Genomic DNA, 17,835 nt, shown 5'->3' with positions numbered 1-17,835 from the left:
TTTTGAAGTAAAAAGTCGAGAGATCAAGGTTTCTTGACTCCTCTTTACAAAAACAGGCAAATTGTCTAAACGTTGCCTGTTTTTTTACTTGAAAAATACAAAAGATAAACAATGAATTTTATAGCAGAAGTGGTAAACTTATTACATAGGAAGAACACTGAGAAGGGAGAGACCCGCTCATGTATGTAATGAAACAAAGTGGTTGGGTAGAAGTTATTTGCGGCAGCATGTTTTCCGGTAAATCAGAGGAACTAATCCGCCGGGTCCGCCGTGCAACATATGGAAATTTAACGGTACGAGTTTTTAAACCTGCTATCGATGATCGATATGCCAATGACTCAGTTGTATCTCATAATGGTACATCAGCAATCGCCCGCCCAATCAGCAGTTCAGAGGAAATTCTGGAGAATATTGATAAAACAATTGATGTTATTGGGATTGATGAAGTGCAATTTTTTGACGAAAATATTGTAGCGGTTGCTGAGGAATTAGCGAACAAAGGAATTCGTGTCATTATTGCAGGGTTGGATACGGATTTCCGCGGAGAGCCATTTGGGCCAATGCCGAAATTAATGGCATTAAGTGAATCGGTAACCAAGTTAAATGCGATTTGTCCAATATGCGGGTCTCCCGCAAGCAGAACACAGCGCTTAATTAATGGAAAACCTGCATCCTATGATGATCCGGTTATTTTAGTTGGTGCGTCCGAGGCATATGAACCAAGATGCCGCCACCATCATGAAGTGCCGAATAAGCCAAGTAATCAAATATTAAAGAGCTTTGTTAACTTGATCGAGTAAAAAGAGTACGTGGGTGCTCTTTTTTTATTTCATTTCGTTATCTAAGTGCGTGTTCAAAAAGTCGGCGCTTATTAATCGGCGGCTTTATGAACATCCTCTCTAAGCTACAGCTTATGTATTCGAATTGAAGGATTTTTTGCTAGAACCCAACGACAATCGACTACAGCAGAATCAGCCCGCCCTTTAGCAAATAATTACCGCTTTTTTTCGTGTTATGGGCTACCCGCAGAAGCTCTTCTTGAACTTCTCCTTGAAAGGCTAATTCGTTTTAAGCAGAGGTGGAGACTGCAGGGGCTTTGCGTCAAAATTTCTACCTATTAAATAGATAAAAAGTACTATAAAACACCAACAATAAATTTAGGTAATATTAATCAAATTTTAAATATAAAGCAGATTTTTAGTCGTATGATAGGTACTTTATACCAATTATCGAAACAGTAAGGAAAATCATGGTTGACAGTGTAAAAGTAGTTCATTAGGATTGAATTAGGAACGGGTTTATCAATGCTTAAACCCAACTGATTTAAAGCTTTTATCTTTGCAAGTAATTATTTTATAAGGGAGATGAAGAAACATGGCAGGACAAATTCGCATGACGCCAGAAGAACTTCAGGCTAAAGCAAAGCGTTATGGTCAAAGTTCAGACCAAATCAGCCAAATTTTAAGAGATTTATCCAGTTTGCAAGAAGAACTAAGAGGGGAATGGGAAGGTCGTGCGTTCGAACGATTCGACGATCAGTTCAGAGAATTATCTCCAAAAGTCGAAAACTTTTCTCAGTTAATGTATGAAATTCAGGTTCAACTTGAGAAAACAGCTGATGCAGTGGCTCAACAAGATGAAGCTTTATCACAAAACTTTGGTCTTAGATAAGAGACTTTATTTGAGTTGAAATAAGTGAATTCGTGTCCATTCTTCACTACTTATGAGCTACACGACAATTGTTGTGTAGCTCATGTTCATTAAGCTTCTCTCTCCTTGCAATATTTTTCAATAATTTGGTATTATTTTAATTTATTATTTATTTTTTATAAAGAATGAGCAGGAGTTGTTGACAAATGAAAAAGGGGTTTAAGCAATTAATATTGTTTCTGGTTTTAATGGTCGTCCTGGCTTCGGGTTCATCTTATTTATCGCTAAACCATGTTACAAAAAGTAAAAATGCCAAGGATGTTCAGACAATGGCAATTGCATTGGTAAATGAAGATGAAGGGGCAACATTTAATAACAATGATTTGTCATTTGGTGATGCTTTTGTAAAAAGTTTGGATAAGAACAATGAACATGACTGGTATGTTGTCAGCCGCGGTGTTGCCGAGAGCGGCCTTGAAAGAAATACATACGATATGATGGTTGTTATTCCAAATGATTTTTCTGAAAAGGCATTATCAATAAGTTCAGAAGCACCGGAGCATGTTGTGCTAAATTATAAAATAAACGCATCTGGTAATAAGAATTTTCAAGCGGAGGCGGAGAAAACCGCCAGTTCCATACTAAATGACTTTAATCGCCGGATTATTGATGTTTATTTTGCAAGTGTTATAGGTAATTTGCAGGAGGCACAAGATAACATTGGTGAGGTTGTAAAGGAAGAGGCATTATACACGAATACATATAACAACTCGATACACAGCCCCCTTGCAAATTATACGGATCAATTTAGTAATGTAAAAGACAGTGCCAAGACATCCAAAGATAGTTTTAGTGGTCTGGAAGATACATTAGGCACTTTTGGGAAACAGTTAAGTGATGACGCTAATATGAATCAAGACTATTTATCTAGCATGAGTGACACCTCGAAATTGCTGGAAAACAATAGTGTTTTGTCGATGAGTTTTTTGGAGCAGTTAAATCAATTTAATGCTGGGTTGAATAGTGGGGATGTTGAAGAGCAGCTGCGGAATTTGCAGACGGCTAACAGATATATCAATTACCAATTTGGGAAGTCTGGTAATGAATTAAATGAAAATACGGAAACTATTAATGCTTATATCAATCGTTTAAAAGGGTTTCTTGATGATACCTATAAAAGTGTAGATAAATCACAAGAGAATGTAAAAGAAACTTTGGATAAGGTTGAAACGGATTTAACAAAAATGCTTAATGATGCATTAGGCGATAAAGAAAAAATAGGTAATTTGTTCAGCAAATACGACAAAAACGCGAAACAAAAAATTCGTGAACAAATAAAAATGCTGTCATCTTTAAATGAGGAAGATATCGATAAATTAGGATTACCGGATAATATAGCATTAGAGCTTAAAAATGTAATTGCGGTAACAAATAAATATATAAGGGAAAAAATTGATCCTGAGCTAACACCTCCTGTAGGTAGCAATCCGATTGACCAACAGGTTTGGGAGTTGAAAAAACACTTAAATAATCAAGGAGTAATAGCCACTGACACCGAAGATATACGACATGATGACAACAGGAATCACTTATTTGAACTTGAGATTCCGGAACAATATGAACTGAAATGGCTACTCATAAAGTTACCAAGGGATAAAGACTATAAAAAAGTTCCTTTAAAAGAAATTGATAATAATGTTTATACAACTAATCTGGGTGCACTTGTTACAGGTGAAATTGGAGTAAAAGCAAAGCTTAAACTCAAAAATCCTGACAGCCCAATTAATGCATTTCACCCAGTAACCTGGAGTTGGAAGTTAGGACCAACAGATGAAGCTATTGAGAACAATCCTGATTTATTTTCTTTTCAAGAAGAAAATATTCCGCTGATTGCCAATATGAGTACGGAAGATGATCAGGTCAGTGAGGATAACACTTCCTCATCGAAGGACAAAGATACAAGTTCTGTGCCTGAAGAAGCTGATCAAAGTTCAAAAGCTCCTGTAGAAGAAAGTGATCAAAAAACTGAAACAGACAAGAAAGAACCAGGTGATGGTGATAGATTAGGGGAAAATGAACAGGTTGATCCAGAAGAAGATATAAATCCAGGAGATGATAATAAAAACTCTGATGATTCTCAACCACCAGAGGACAACACCGGCGAGGATGAGCCAGCGGAAGAAATTGTAAGCGACTATTATTATCACAAATTGATGGTTCCGGCTGATTTAGATAGTGCAGTTGACCAATTGATCAATGCAGTAACCAATACGATCAACCCTTACCAAAAATTAATTCCGCAGTATGAGATGTATTTTGGGCTTGAGTTATCATGCGAAAAAACAAGTAATATTGAAAATTGTCCAGATTTAAATGCAACATTAGGTGATGGTACATCGTTAAAAGACATAGCTAAAGAACACAAGGATTCGCTTTACTTTTTATATAATGAGGCTGATTTCTCTGGATTATTGGCAAGCAGAATTATTGAAGAAGTGCTAGGGCCGGTTAGTCAGCAATTTGAAAAACAAATAAACAATTTTAATGGTCATGTTAAACTATTGGATCAATATATTAATGGTGATGAAGAAAAGGGGATTGAAGGCTTAGCAGCTCAAGTAGCAGCAACGACTAAGCAAGCTGCTGTTTTGAATGACAGCCTAGCTCAAACTCTCGAAAACATCACAAAATGGCGCGAACAAAGTTTACAGCTGCTTGAACAACAGTCAGAAATTCAGGCAAACAACGAGGAAGAACATACTGCAGTTATGACATTGGGCAGTGAGTTTCAGCCGCTGTTAATGTCGAGTCAAACACTTGCTGAGCAAGCGCAAACGAATCTTAATTCTGCAGAAAATGTTTATCAAACCTTTGATAATATTGACGAGCAAGCGAGTCAAATTCAGCAAAGCGGAACTAATTTAGTAAGTAAAGCAGGGGAATTGTCTGTCAATATGACCAACAACCTGCTGGAGGATCAGGAGTTTGCGGATAATTTTGCTGATGTTCTAGCAAATAGCCGGATTGGTGACAGGCAGAATGAAGATCTGTATGATTTCCTATCCAATCCTGTGCAAACGAAGAATAACGGAACAATTGTGGCCGGTGATGATAAATTCACACCATACTTTCTTGTGTTAGTTTGTTTCATTGTTGCTTTGTTTACAGCCTATGTGATTTCGACAAACAATCAAAGGCGCATAGCTGATGACCAATTTGAATCAGAGAAATCCCTAATGGGGAAAAACACGCTCATAACAACAATTACAGGAAGTATCGGTGTTGCAGAGGGGATCATAATTGGTCTGCTATCGGGATATTTCCTCCATATAAGCGAAGGGGAACTGATCAAGTGGACCGGGTTAATCACCTTGGTTATGGTAGTAATGCTGTTAGTAGCAACGTATTTATTAAGACAATTGAAAATGATTGGTATGTTTATCCTGCTTGTTGTACTAAGTCTGTATCTATTTTTAACAAAAGCGCTAGGGTCCGGTATTGCAGGGTTGGAAACATTACGCATGTATTCACCATTGCAACATGTTGAGACATTGATATCCAAAACGGCGCTGGGAGCAACAAGCTATGGAACAGGTGTGTTTGTTCTCCTTGGTCTGGCACTGATTGGTGTTCTTGCTAATTTGCTTGTCCTATACCGCACTGCAAGAAAAGGGGAAGAGGATGATGAACGTGTTGCAGAAGCTAATTAAACTGGTGTCCACGGGTATCTTTTGTCTGCTGCTGATGCTGCCATTTCAGGCATCAGCAGCAGACAGTCCTAAAAAAAATGGGGAACTGGAATGGAAGCTAGATCGAATTATTCAGAACGAATCTGGAGATAACCGGAGGAATACAGCAACCGAATTGGAAAAAACCTTCCCTGATTTGTTTAAAGAGGAAACAACATCTGTAATCGAGGAAAAACAGGTCGAAAGCACAGAATCAATTGAGAAGCTGGGGGAATCCCTATTTACGATGGAATCAGAGGGAAATACAACAATTAAAAAATTGGAAAACGCTTTGTTTACATCCGAATATACTGCTCCAACAACATCGTCCGAAAAGGCTCAAGAAGAACAAGAAAGTTCATGGTTAAATAATGCGCTTGTAGCTGGGTTAACCGGATTAGTATGTGTTGTATTTGGTGGTATTTATATCATGATGCGAAAATTGTCAGATTAGGAGAGTAGAAAATGCTGCATGATACCCATATTGATGTGACAATAGATTTTAGCAACCGAGGAGACGCAGGTCTATATGACTTGCGAATTCCGGTGCAGCTATCGATCAAACAGTTACTGTTAAATGTAATGGAAACATTGAAACTTGATTTGGCTGATGGATCACGCTGTGCTATTAAAGTGATTACAAAAGATTTACTTCTGGCGGATGATGACATACTGGCGGATTATCCAGTGACAGATGGTGATATTTTAACAGTTTTGTAGAAAGGAATTTTCCGAGCTGACAGGTTTATTGGACCGCAGACGGAATATAAGTTTTCCGCTAAATGAAGGTTAACTTTATTCCAGAATGCGGTATGTTTATATGGTTGTTCAATATGGAGGAGTCAAAGGATATGAAGGAAAAAACGATTCAGTTTGATAAACTCTCACTTCAGTTTACGATTGAGGATGATATCTGGCAATTAAAACTGCCTAAATCACAGACACGCATAAAAGATGTCCGGCAAATGGGTGTGATGATTGAGGCACCTGAATTTTTTGTGCCGGTAAAAGTAAGTGATGAAGCAGATTTGTTTACCTTTTCCTTTTTTGTTGATCGGGAAAGAAAACAGTGGAAAGACGTGCTAAAACTTAATCGAAATGAGAAATTACGGCTTTTATGCAACGTATCCCGGTTCGAAAAGGGGTTGTCGACAAGGGTGACGTTCTTTCTTCATCCGGATAATCTGGTGTTTGATGATAATTTGCTGCCATTAGCCGTATATCGTGGAATCCGTGGTTTGGTTCCACCTTTTGATGTGGATGAAGCGGGTTTTCTTAAACAGCTAAAATGTTTAGCTATTGCTCTTTTGTCAAAAAAATATACCTTTGATGAACTGTATTACGGTTCATTGCAAAATGCGAAGGATACTGAATTTGAACGCCGAGTCAACGAAATAAATGACCTGACGCATTTAATTGCATTTTTAGAAGAAAGCTACCGGGCTGAGCAAAAGAAAACAGAAAAGAATATGCAAATTGTTCCGATTAAACGTTTTCGTCTGTTTAAACAATTGGCGATTATCATGATAGCCGTCTCTGTTTTATTGGCCGCACCACTTGTTTATTACGGGTTTGTAAAAGTGCCATACCAGGAGGAACTATTGGCAGCCCATGATGAATACCTTGCATCAGATTATGGAGAGGTCATTCATACACTAGAGGATACGGATGCGGAAAAGTTACCCGATGCAACTAAATATATCCTCGCTTATTCCTATATAAGTGTGGAAGATTTATCCGAACAAGAAAAAGAAGTCATTATGAAAAATGTAAGCTTGAAAAGTGATAAAAATTATTTGTTGTATTGGATTTATAATGGCCGCGGTGACTTCGATGAGTCGGTTGAAAAGGCAAAATATATTGATGATCCCCAGCTGATTATGTATGGTCTGATCAAAAAAATCGAGCAGGCAAAAAATAATCCGGATTTAACTGGTACCGAACGTGATGAAAAAGTAAGCAAACTGCAGGACGAACTGCACAAATATCAAGAAGAATATGATCTGCTCCCTGAAGAAGAAGCAACAAGCAATGATCCAACAAATGAAGCACAGGATATGCAAGAGGAAAATCTTGAAGAAGGGAATACGGAAGAAAATCCCGATCAAACAAACTCTGATAAGGAAAATACGCAACAACAGAAAGACAAAAAAGATGATGAAAAAAAGAAAAAGGATTAACAAGCGAATGGCAAAGTTGGACGGCAGGCAGTTCAACTTACAAGATGGATTGGTTTAGAGAGGAAGAAAAAGGATGGCACAGAAGACATTAGTGATAAGTTATGGTGATCAATTGCATAAATGCCATTTACCCGAAAATGACGCTAAAGAGATAACAATCGGAAATGATTGGTCTCGAACCGTAACGTTTTTGGCACTTGACCATTCCCTTTCTGTAACATGGGATGGGAAGGCGTGCAATATTGAAAGTAATGTACTACATATCAACGAGAGCTTAACAATTAATCAAGCAGATCCATTACATTTTTATCTAACAGATGTAAAGGAACGACATATATATGATACAACGGGTAAGCATAGTGTGACGTTCGGTGGCAACGAATATGATGACGTTCAGATAGAAGGGGTAAACGTAGATTTCACGTTAATCCGGGAGCATGCACAATCACTGTTTAAACTGGAAATCCATAAAGGGGATATCTACCATAATTATTACCGAACAACCGGAAATGTGTGTCTCGAACCAGGCGATGAACTCTTTTTTGATGGTGTTACCGTTCTTATTAACGATGAAAGCATACAAGTGATAACAGCGAAGCGCTTATCATCGAAATTAGTCCCGCTTGTGGAAACAGATAGTCATTACAGTGACGAATATCCTGACTATCATCGCTCACCGAGAATCATTTACAGGGAACCGGAAGATAAACGAACGATCGCCAAGCCATCCAATAAACCATCTAAACCAAGTGAACAGCTGGCTCGAACAATTGTACCACCACTGGTCATGATTGCAGCACTCGTTCTTATCACACTTGTACAGCCTAGAGGGATATATATTATCGTCATGCTTGCTATGACAGTTACGACAATCATCTTTTCGATCACTACTTATATAAAAAATGTTAAAAAATATAAAGCTGATATGAAAAGGCGTGACAAAACGTATAGAGAATATTTACAACGAAAGACGAAGGAATTGTACCTTGCCAGTGAAGAGCAGCGCCATGCCTTGGAATATCATTTTCCCGATGTGGAACAAATTCGGGATATGGCGATACATGTAGATGCCCGTACGTACGAGAAAACGATGTTTCATCATGACTTTTTGCAATTCCGCACAGGTTTAGGAAAAGTGGATTCAAGTTTTGATATCGAATTTAATGAGGAAGAGTTTACACAGGAAAAAGATGAGCTCGTCGATGCAGCGCGTGCACTTCTTTCCCAATATCAAGGAATAACGGATGTACCTGTTGTAACGTCGCTAATGAATGGTCCGGTTGGCTACATTGGTCAGCGGGAACTTGTTTTGGAGCAGCTGCAGTTATTGGTCATGCAAACAGCTTTATTTCATAGTTATTATGACGTCCAATTTATTACGATTTTCCCGGAAGAAGAGAAAGCAGATTGGAACTGGATGCGCTGGCTTCCACATGCAAGCCTGCAGGATCTGAACGTTCGCGGGTTTGTCTATCATGAACGGTCAAGGGATCAGGTTTTGCATTCGATGTATCAGGTGTTAAAAGAGCGAAAACTTGCTTTGGATGAAAAAGCCAATAAGAATGAAAAACTCTATTTTTCACCCCATTATGTCGTGCTCATTACAGATGAGAAGCTGATTCTGGATCATACTATCATGGAATTTTTTAATGAGGATCCAAGTGAACTAGGGGTTTCACTAGTTTTCGTGGAAGACGTGTTGCAGTCGCTTCCGGAGCATGTCAAAACGGTAATTGATATCCGGGATGCAAAAAGCGGGAACATTTTACTTGAAGAGGGGGAACTGGTCAACAGATACTTTACCCCAGACCATTTTCCGGCGGGTTTTAACAAGGAAGATGTTTCAAGGGCACTCGCGCCGCTTAACCACTTGCAAAACTTGAAGAATTCGCTTCCGGAGAGTGTTACTTTTCTCGAAATGTACGGTGTGGAGAAAGTGGAGCAGCTGAGCATTTCAGGACGCTGGGAACGGAATCAGACATATAAAAGCCTGGCCGTTCCGCTGGGATTGCGTGGCAAGGAAGATATTGTTCAGTTAAATTTACACGAAAAAGCACATGGTCCGCATGGTTTGGTCGCCGGTACAACTGGTTCCGGTAAATCAGAAATTATTCAGTCCTATATTCTATCCCTGGCAGTAAATTTCCACCCTTACGAAGTTGCCTTTTTACTGATTGACTATAAAGGCGGCGGGATGGCAAATTTATTCAAAAATCTGCCACATTTAGTCGGAACCATCACAAACCTGGACCGTGCGCAATCAATGAGGGCACTTGCCTCCATTAAGGCAGAGCTGCAAAAACGCCAGCGACTCTTTGGCGAATATGATGTGAACCATATTAATCAATACCAAAAGCTTTATAAACAAGGGGAAGCAAGTGAAGCGATGCCACATCTATTCCTGATTTCGGATGAATTTGCCGAACTAAAATCGGAACAGCCAGACTTCATGAAGGAGCTTGTTTCCACCGCCCGGATTGGTCGTTCGTTAGGTATTCACCTGATTTTGGCCACGCAAAAGCCGAGTGGTGTCGTCGATGATCAAATTTGGTCTAACTCGAAATTCAAGCTTGCCCTTAAAGTGCAGAATACGAGTGATTCAAACGAAATCCTAAAAACGCCTGATGCGGCAGAGATCACACTACCAGGTCGTGCCTATTTGCAGGTCGGCAATAATGAAATATATGAATTGTTTCAAAGTGCCTGGAGCGGCGCAGATTATGTGCCGGATAAGGACGACCAGGAATTGGTTGATACGACGATTTATGCGATCAATGATTTAGGACAGTACGACATTTTAACCGAGGATTTAAGTGGATTAGACAAGAAAGAACAAATCGAAAAAGTCCCAACAGAGCTTGATGCGGTGATTGATTATATTCATGATTATACGGAGTCACAACAGATCGAGCCACTGCCAAGGCCATGGCTGCCACCATTGCCTGAGCGGATATTCGCGAAAGATCTGCATCCGGTTGATTTCGAGGAAGCATGGCAAGAACCGAAGAAACCGTTAAAGACTACTATTGGCCTGTTGGATCAGCCGGAATTGCAGGCGCAAGAGCCGCTTACGCTTGAGTTGGCAAAAGACGGACACATCGCGGTTTTCTCAAGCCCTGGATACGGCAAGTCAACATTTTTGCAGACATTGGTGATGGATTTAGCGAGACAGCATAACCCGGAACACTTGAATGTTTACTTGTTGGATTTTGGTACAAATGGATTGTTACCGCTGAAAAATCTCCCGCATGTGGCGGATACCATTTTGCTTGATGAAGTAGAAAAGATGGAGAAATTAATTCGTTTATTAACAACGAACATAAAAGAACGTAAGCAGAAACTAAGTCAGTACGGTGTCGCCAACATGGAAATGTATGAGCAAGCCAGTGGCGAAACGGTACCAAATATCTTTGTCGTCATCGATAACTATGATTCCGTTCGTGATGCAGACTTCGGCGACGAATTTGACCGATTAATCACCCAAATCGCCCGAGAAGGTGCAAGTATTGGTATCCATCTAGCCATCAGTGCTGGACGACAAGGTGCAATGAGAATGCCATTGTTATCCAATATTAAACTTCAAGTCGCCCTTTACCTGATTGATCAGACAGAGGCACGGGCAATTGTAGGAAGAACGGATCTGGAGATTGAGGAGATTGCCGGTCGTGGGTTAATTAAGCTAGAAGATCCTGCTTTGTTTCAGGCGATGTTGCCAGCAGAAGGGAAGGAAGCATTGGCCATTATTGATGCGATTCAGGAGACGGCGAGACGGATGGATGAGTATTGGGATGGGGAGCGGCCAGAAGCTATTCCGATGATGCCTGAAGGAGCTATTGATTTTGAGCAGTTTAGGAAAAACAAAAGGGCTCGGGAAATGGCGCAAAAACAAATGCTTCCGCTTGGACTTGACTTTGAAGAAGTTATGCCAGTAGCATTTGATCCGACGAAATATGGGTATCTAACGGTAGTGAGTGACAGGAAAGATGGGCTTGATAAAATGACCCATGCCCTGGCTAAAAATATGACGATGCTGAACGATGCCTATTATACGATATTAATCGATACAAATGATCAGCCGCTTGCAGACATAGGGAACCAATTAAATGCATACTTTTCAGAAGCGGAGAGTGTTACTGCAGTAAAAGGGAACCTGACAACTGAAATCAATAATCGATTGCAAGGAGAGGCAGACCAAACAAATTGGCTTGTCATGATTAAAGATTTGAAAGACTTTGCATCCCGAAGTAAGTTAGGTGATGAGGAGTTGCCATTACTATTGGAAGAAGGACCATCTGTTGGTATTCACTTTATTATATGCGGGGATTACGGCTTTATTGGCAACAGTTATGAACCGGCGTCCAAATACGTCCGCAGGCAGTCAACAATTGGTCTACTAATGATGCGGCTTGGGGATCAGGATATCTTTAACCAGCCGTTTATCCGAAAAGAAAAATATCCTAATCCATATGAATGTTATTTCGCCATGGATCATGAACATGTGAAAATAAAAATTCCGGAGTAAGGAGGGGCGCAGATGGTTAGTGATTCACTCAGTAGTTTGCAAAAGCAAAAGGAAACGGTCAAGGCAGGAATGGAAAATTCAAGGAACATGATTTCGGCTGCACAAGACAAAGTTAAACGCCTGCAGGAGGCATCGAGTTCTATGCAGACCAGCATTCAGAGTTTGAGAAACATCAAGTCGAACATTGATGATTTTGAAGTAAACAAGGCAAAATGGGAGGGGGAAGAGGAGAAACAGTTTGAAACAAAATATAACTCTTATGGCATCTATGTAGGCGTGTATGACTCTGATACGAGAAAAGCAAAACAACAAATTGATGAAGATCTTGAGGCGGCAAGACAAGAAAAGGCTCATGCCGAGACTGGATTAGAAAATTTGCAACGTATCCTGGATGGTTTGGAATCCGATATTAAAGCAGCGAAGGAGGAGTAATGGAGATGGCCGAAGAAGTAGGTATAAAAATAAGTGAATTTAACTCAAATATTTCCAAACTGCGGTCAGCTTGTTCCAGCATTAAGAGCAGCATCAAGATAAGCCGAGAATTTGAAAAAACGAATCTCAAACCATTTATGGATGATCTGGAAACAACGATTGATGCCATCAAGTTGCTAGAAAGGTATAAGCAGATGTTGGATTCCGACATTGATGCGCTGGATAATGTTGGGAAAGAAATGGCAGAAAACGATGAGCAACTGGCTAAAGTAAGTGGACCACAAATGATGCGCGCATAAGGAGGGTAACGAATGGCAAATAAAGTGGATATATCGGAGGTAACCGATTTTTCGAATGACTTGCAAAAAGCTTCCGCCGATTTTCGATCCCAGTTAGACAAGGTAAGAGAAAATATCGAAATGATTAATGGCATGCGTTCTTTTTCCGGAAAAGCAGCAAAGGAGGCGAAACAATATTTTGGTGAATTGCATTTAACAATATTGGAATCATTCCGGGGATTGTTTGCTGACCTTGAGGGAAATTTGCGGCAACATATCAAGACATTCGCATCCGACGTGGATTACAGCGATTCTGCCATCATTAAAAGCAACTATTTGCAAGAGGTCAAAGAAGACATTAATGAAGTGTTTGAGGATTTGAAAAAACAGGACGAAATCATCCATGATACAATTCAAGAAGTGTCCGATATTTCTTCCTCCACTCCCCCGTCTTTTTCGGATGTAGATGAGTGGAAGAAAAAGGCGATCAAGAAAATGATAGAGTTGGATGAAGATTTAGCCGCGTTCAACGGTGTAGGTGATGAAACAGATGTGAAAGCGATCATGCACCAAATTGAAACAGTGATGAGCAATGCCAAAACGAGTGAAGGGAAAGCGCGGTTTGCGGATTTTGAAGGTGCTTCTCAAGGTAGTGAGTTAGCGAAGTTACAGGATTATAATGAGGATAAGAAAGCAGAAAGAAATGCAGAAATTGAAAAGGGAAGGAAGACTAAGGATGCAGAATTAAAAAATTTAAATGATGGTGCGGATGATATACTAAATGCGGCATTTAATGATTTTGAAGAGGGTAAGATAGATAAGGAAACGTATTTAAATATTTTGAGTGGACTTAAAAAATTTGACAAAGATGTTAGCGAAGGTAAGGAAGACATCGAAGTTTCACCAGAACTTATTGATTATTTAAATGAAAATGACAATGATAACACGGATGATGTTGTAGATACTTCTGGTAAAATGACAAAACATGGAATAACAGTTGCAACTCTTGCAAAAGCGTATGACTTACACAAAAAAGGATTTGAAATTGAAAAATATAAGACAAAAGGGAAAAAAATGATCCGTTACAGGGTGCATAACCCAGAAGTTGCGGGAATAAATAAATCTAAGAATCGGAACACCAAAATATATGATAAAGAGTATGTGAAACAACAAGTGAACAGAGGAAAGTCTGGCGATAAAATACCTATTGCGGATAAAGTAAATGCTAAGGCAGGGGCTATAAGTGGATTAAAAACAAAGGCTGGTTGGTTGGGTGTTGCAATTGATGTAGGATTGAATGCAAAAGACAATATAGAAGATGGTGAATCTGTCCAGAGAATAGTTGGAGATGCAGGTGTTGATGTCGGCATTGGAGCTGTGTCATTAGCCACAGCCGGAGCTGCTGCAGCATTTGCGGTAGGCACTATGGGCGCACCAGTATTAGCAGGTGCAGCTATAGGAGTTGGGGTGTCTTACGGAATTTCCTTCGTAGCAGGGATCGAAATTGGTGGAAAAAGCGTCACTGATCATGTAAAGGATGGTGTCCAAGGTGTTGCTAATGGTATTAAAAGTGGTGTGAAAACAATTGCAGGTTGGTTTAAATAAGTTTTATATATGAATATGTTATTATAAAGAGAGGTGGAAATATGAAAATAAACCCCAAAATGAGACATCAGGATTTAGCTCAGCATGTTAATGAACAATTAGAATTTATTCCCGTAGAGGACGTTAGATCATCCGTAATAGTAATGATTCTTGTTATATACGATGTGCCTTTACTTATGGGTTTATTAAGTATATTTGAACTTGAATATTTATGGATTGTCTCACCTTTTATTCTTATCCTTCATTTATGGGGGACCAGACTTCTCATAAAAAATCCTTATTCTACACAGTTTGAGATGGTTTTATTTATGGGAATATGGGGTTCATTCGGGGCAATTTCCTTATTTGTTATGGTACAGGGGATGTCGTATTATACGCTTCATATTACCTCTGTGTTTTACTATATCGTTATCAATTTGACGTCCATCCTGTTGACGTATATTTTTGTAAAATACCAAATTGATAAATACTCCGGTGACCCAACGAAGGAAAAGAAACGTGGAAACAAATCAAAATATATGGGGGCATTAGCTATCGCCCCAGCAATAGGGTATATGCTAGGACAAAGTGTGCAAGAAACGATTGTTTTAAAATTTGTTATTGCATTAATCGTTATATACTTTTTCGCCATTTTTCTTGTGTATGCTGCAGCAAAGTTTTTACATCGTTACTTTTTTATGAAAGCGAATATGGACTATGTAAACTATCATCCATATTCCAACAAAAAAAAGGAAAAACTTATTAAACAAGGAGTTGAGATAAAATAATGGAGACACTATTACCGAACGGAACTATAGTCTTGTTAAAAGGCGGAAATAAACGTTTAGTGATTTATGGAAGAAAACAAATAGTTACAGGTGAAGGGGGAGAGGATATTCAGACACAGGAAGAGGAAATAACAGAACAAACGATGTATGACTATATTGGTGTTCCATACCCGGAAGGTTATATTAGTCAAGAGTACACTTATGCATTTAATCATTCTGACATTATCGACATTATATTTCGGGGCTATGAAGATGAAGAAGAAGAGGAGTTCCAAAAAACTTTAAGACAGGTTTAAAGACTTTAGAAAATGAATATGAGTAAAAAGGGGAGGCAAAATCCTCGGAGAATATAAAGGAGTTAAGTGGGCCTATCATGTGTTGGGTGACTTTAACTTCTTTTTTTTATAAGCATCTATTTAAAGGATGTTAAAGAAGACATTAATGAAGTATTTTGGGATTTGGAAAACAGGACAAAATCATCCATGATACAATTGAGGAAGTATCCGATATTTCTTCCGCTACCCCCTCTTTTTCGGATGTAGACAGTGGAAGAAAAGGCGATAAAGAAACTGATAGTGCTGGATGAAGGTTTATCCTCGTTCACCGGTGAGGCGATGAAACAGAAGTGGAAAAGTAATGCATCAAATTGAAGAAGCTAACAGTAAAATATAAACTCATAAGCCGAATTCTGTTTTGTAAAATTACATTATTTGTCGGGGGTTTTCCGTCTTTTTGGGAACTTTTTTAATTCTAAGTTAAAGATAAATTGAAGAAGATTACTGTAAATGAACCGTTCTAACAGGAAGGCAAACTTAACTTCTATTAGACGGAAACATATATAGGTTGGGTTTGACGTGTATGAAAGGTGGGTTTTATATGAAGGGAAAGGTGCCGTTATATGGTACGATAGCAGGTTTAATTTGTATTTGCTACGATAGGAATATATGGAGGAATTAAAACGCTCTTATATTCTAGTACCTGCTATCTTTATTCTTATAGCCTATTTCTTATTTAAGCTTTTACCTCAGTTATGGGCTTCTATCATAGTGGTGGCAAGCTTGGCTGTGTTTGGTGTGTATTTTCTTTTCGGATTATGGAGTCTTACTATTATTGTGTTATGTTACTTATCCTTTTTAATTTTTGTGAACTATGTAGTCAAAAACGATAAATGGTCATCGGTGGCGATGAATATTGCATCAATCGTATTTATGCTAATTTTATTTTTCCTTGTAGTAAAGAAAAATATATTATAAGTATGGAAGGTTTCGGAAAGGTGGATTAAACTGAAAAGATGGTTATTGGCGCTATTAGCTAGTTTCACTGTAGTCGTACTTGCTGCATGTAATGATGTAGCCGAGTCAACAGGTGGTTCAAACAAAGAAGATAGTGATATGACAGCGGAGGAAGTCTATTCACTAAAGCTTTAGATGCTTCAGAGATTTCCGGGGTTGAAGACAAAGGAATCGTACAGTAGCTGCGTTTAGAGACTAGTTAATGTTCCCTATCAATCTTTGCTATGGGACACTTTACTACGAACACGTCAGGAGAGGAACTATCATGGAAAAGAAATTGATTCCCTTCTATAGGGAAGCCTATCGTAACAGAATGGGGTATACGTTATTTATTGACATGAACACAATGGGGATATATCGGGTATATGATGATAATTATCGTTTTTTCCAGAGCTCGCAGTACTGGTTCTATTTTTTAGGGGGTTATTGGATTCTAAAAGGGATAGGTGACTTTAACATACATATGAACTTTCTCCCAAGTGTCCTTATCTTACTTGTTATTGGCGGGGGATTCTTCTGGTATGGATATCACCATTTGTATAAAAAAGCGATGGAAAATATGAATTTAAAAAATACCTATTTGACAAAGGATGAATTTATAGGTTACGCCAAAACAGGCCGCCAAAATGCACGTTTGCTCATAATCGTATTGATGGTTATTATCATTATCTACCTTTTTCTCCTGAAGTTTTACCTTGCAGTGCCTGCAATTGACTTATTAATTATTATAAGCTTACTTTCGTTTGTTATTGGCGGGATAATTCGATCGCTCCCTATCCAGCGACTTCGCCTAAACTATCAAAACAGTTTTTTGGAGAAAGTAGCAACCGAAGTACATAATAAAATGGCACAGTAAAGCCGCTTTCATTAAAAAATGAAAGACATAAACTAGCCAGGAGCTTGGGTAGGTAAGCAAGTAGATAGAGAATAGAATAGTTTCAAAGATACGGCAGGTGATATTGCAAATAAGCTACAATAAATAAGGAAGTAGCAAAAATTTCTGGTTATGCGTTTGACCAATTAGAGTGTTGATGCGTATACGTCGGGCTAAGGGGTGAAATGTTTGAGCCTAAAGAAATACATAATCATAGCAATCTTGTCCACAGTTATCAATGTTTCAACGGATTAACCCCCGAATTTTGGACAATAACACTCTTAAACTAGCTTTTCCTTAAAATTACGTTATTTTCTCCAGTTTATCTTCTTCTTTTGTCCGCCTGAGATTATAGCCAATGCTTCCATTCCATCAAGGGTAAAGGCTTTGCCCTCGCTACGCTTCGCCCTTGATTCCATTCCAGGATTGGCTGGTTTCAAGGCGTGGACAAAAGGAAGAAAAATGGAAGGGGGATTAAACCCGTATTTCCTTTATGTCTGCCTTCTT

At 38.9% G+C, this 17,835-nt stretch carries 14 protein-coding genes; all 14 read left to right on the top strand.

The annotated features are described in order from the left end of the window. Positions 1–179 precede the first annotated feature (179 nt). The 14 genes from IEX12_RS05155 (at position 180) to IEX12_RS05095 (ending at position 17,310) form a co-directional block, all read left to right on the top strand. Entirely contained in the window at positions 180–800 is a 621-nt protein-coding gene (locus IEX12_RS05155; protein ID WP_102414424.1) for a thymidine kinase, read from the top strand. Between the two features lie 574 nt (positions 801–1,374). Next, on the top strand, positions 1,375–1,671 hold the full coding sequence (locus IEX12_RS05150) for a WXG100 family type VII secretion target (protein WP_088052162.1): 297 nt from the start codon (positions 1,375–1,377) through the stop codon (positions 1,669–1,671). 185 nt (positions 1,672–1,856) lie between these two features. After that, positions 1,857–5,360: a type VII secretion protein EsaA gene (gene esaA, locus IEX12_RS05145; protein WP_188724759.1), complete on the top strand. Its 3,504-nt coding sequence runs from the start codon at positions 1,857–1,859 to the stop codon at positions 5,358–5,360. Beyond that, a complete protein-coding gene (gene essA, locus IEX12_RS05140; RefSeq protein ID WP_088052164.1) occupies positions 5,335–5,832 on the top strand; it encodes a type VII secretion protein EssA in 498 nt (165 codons plus the stop codon). Before esaA ends, essA begins: the two co-directional genes overlap by 26 nt. Positions 5,833–5,843: 11 nt before the next feature. After that, positions 5,844–6,098 carry an EsaB/YukD family protein gene (locus IEX12_RS05135; RefSeq protein WP_188724758.1) on the top strand — a complete coding sequence of 85 codons (255 nt, stop codon included), beginning with the start codon at positions 5,844–5,846 and terminating at the stop codon, positions 6,096–6,098. Positions 6,099–6,229: 131 nt separating this feature from the next. Further along, complete coding sequence (gene essB, locus IEX12_RS05130) at positions 6,230–7,558, top strand: type VII secretion protein EssB (RefSeq protein WP_188724757.1); 1,329 nt, start codon at positions 6,230–6,232, stop codon at positions 7,556–7,558. A gap of 73 nt (positions 7,559–7,631) precedes the next feature. Next, entirely contained in the window at positions 7,632–12,080 is a 4,449-nt protein-coding gene (essC, locus tag IEX12_RS05125; protein WP_188724756.1) for a type VII secretion protein EssC, read from the top strand. Positions 12,081–12,092: 12 nt separating this feature from the next. Further along, complete coding sequence (locus tag IEX12_RS05120; protein ID WP_102414429.1) at positions 12,093–12,512, top strand: YwqH-like family protein; 420 nt, start codon at positions 12,093–12,095, stop codon at positions 12,510–12,512. A 5-nt stretch (positions 12,513–12,517) separates the two neighbouring features. Further along, positions 12,518–12,811, top strand: coding sequence for a TIGR04197 family type VII secretion effector (locus IEX12_RS05115; protein ID WP_188724755.1), 294 nt, complete (start codon positions 12,518–12,520; stop codon positions 12,809–12,811). Positions 12,812–12,823: 12 nt separating this feature from the next. Further along, on the top strand, positions 12,824–14,395 hold the full coding sequence (locus tag IEX12_RS05110) for a T7SS effector LXG polymorphic toxin (RefSeq protein WP_102414431.1): 1,572 nt from the start codon (positions 12,824–12,826) through the stop codon (positions 14,393–14,395). Between the two features lie 41 nt (positions 14,396–14,436). Then, on the top strand, positions 14,437–15,162 hold the full coding sequence (locus IEX12_RS05105; protein ID WP_088052176.1) for a hypothetical protein: 726 nt from the start codon (positions 14,437–14,439) through the stop codon (positions 15,160–15,162). Then, on the top strand, positions 15,162–15,458 hold the full coding sequence (locus IEX12_RS05100; RefSeq protein WP_102414432.1) for a DUF4176 domain-containing protein: 297 nt from the start codon (positions 15,162–15,164) through the stop codon (positions 15,456–15,458). The genes IEX12_RS05105 and IEX12_RS05100 overlap by 1 nt, the downstream gene beginning before the upstream one ends. A gap of 1,002 nt (positions 15,459–16,460) precedes the next feature. Further along, positions 16,461–16,589 (top strand): hypothetical protein, encoded by a 129-nt coding sequence (locus tag IEX12_RS23315; RefSeq protein ID WP_286170938.1) that lies wholly within the window; start codon positions 16,461–16,463, stop codon positions 16,587–16,589. 130 nt (positions 16,590–16,719) lie between these two features. Beyond that, positions 16,720–17,310: a hypothetical protein gene (locus IEX12_RS05095; protein ID WP_155555231.1), complete on the top strand. Its 591-nt coding sequence runs from the start codon at positions 16,720–16,722 to the stop codon at positions 17,308–17,310. The last annotated feature ends 525 nt before the right edge of the window (positions 17,311–17,835 follow it).

Source organism: Lentibacillus populi, from assembly GCA_014642895.1.
In the GTDB taxonomy this organism is placed as follows: Bacteria; Bacillota; Bacilli; order Bacillales; family Amphibacillaceae; genus Lentibacillus_C; species Lentibacillus_C populi.
Note: the sequence above shows the minus strand (reverse complement) of the source record. Positions and strands in the feature narration are given on the sequence as shown.

Bases quoted from the DNA above. Each gene is read 5' to 3' on its own strand.
- essC (WP_188724756.1), top strand. From the start codon at position 7,632: ATGGCACAGAAGACATTAGTGATAAGTTATGGTGATCAATTGCATAAA.
- IEX12_RS05095 (WP_155555231.1), top strand. From the start codon at position 16,720: ATGGAAAAGAAATTGATTCCCTTCTATAGGGAAGCCTATCGTAACAGA.
- essA (WP_088052164.1), top strand. From the start codon at position 5,335: ATGAACGTGTTGCAGAAGCTAATTAAACTGGTGTCCACGGGTATCTTT.
- IEX12_RS05115 (WP_188724755.1), top strand. From the start codon at position 12,518: ATGGCCGAAGAAGTAGGTATAAAAATAAGTGAATTTAACTCAAATATT.
- IEX12_RS05105 (WP_088052176.1), top strand. From the start codon at position 14,437: ATGAAAATAAACCCCAAAATGAGACATCAGGATTTAGCTCAGCATGTT.
- IEX12_RS05135 (WP_188724758.1), top strand. From the start codon at position 5,844: ATGCTGCATGATACCCATATTGATGTGACAATAGATTTTAGCAACCGA.
- essB (WP_188724757.1), top strand. From the start codon at position 6,230: ATGAAGGAAAAAACGATTCAGTTTGATAAACTCTCACTTCAGTTTACG.
- IEX12_RS05100 (WP_102414432.1), top strand. From the start codon at position 15,162: ATGGAGACACTATTACCGAACGGAACTATAGTCTTGTTAAAAGGCGGA.
- IEX12_RS05110 (WP_102414431.1), top strand. From the start codon at position 12,824: ATGGCAAATAAAGTGGATATATCGGAGGTAACCGATTTTTCGAATGAC.
- IEX12_RS05155 (WP_102414424.1), top strand. From the start codon at position 180: ATGTATGTAATGAAACAAAGTGGTTGGGTAGAAGTTATTTGCGGCAGC.
- IEX12_RS05150 (WP_088052162.1), top strand. From the start codon at position 1,375: ATGGCAGGACAAATTCGCATGACGCCAGAAGAACTTCAGGCTAAAGCA.
- IEX12_RS05120 (WP_102414429.1), top strand. From the start codon at position 12,093: ATGGTTAGTGATTCACTCAGTAGTTTGCAAAAGCAAAAGGAAACGGTC.
- esaA (WP_188724759.1), top strand. From the start codon at position 1,857: ATGAAAAAGGGGTTTAAGCAATTAATATTGTTTCTGGTTTTAATGGTC.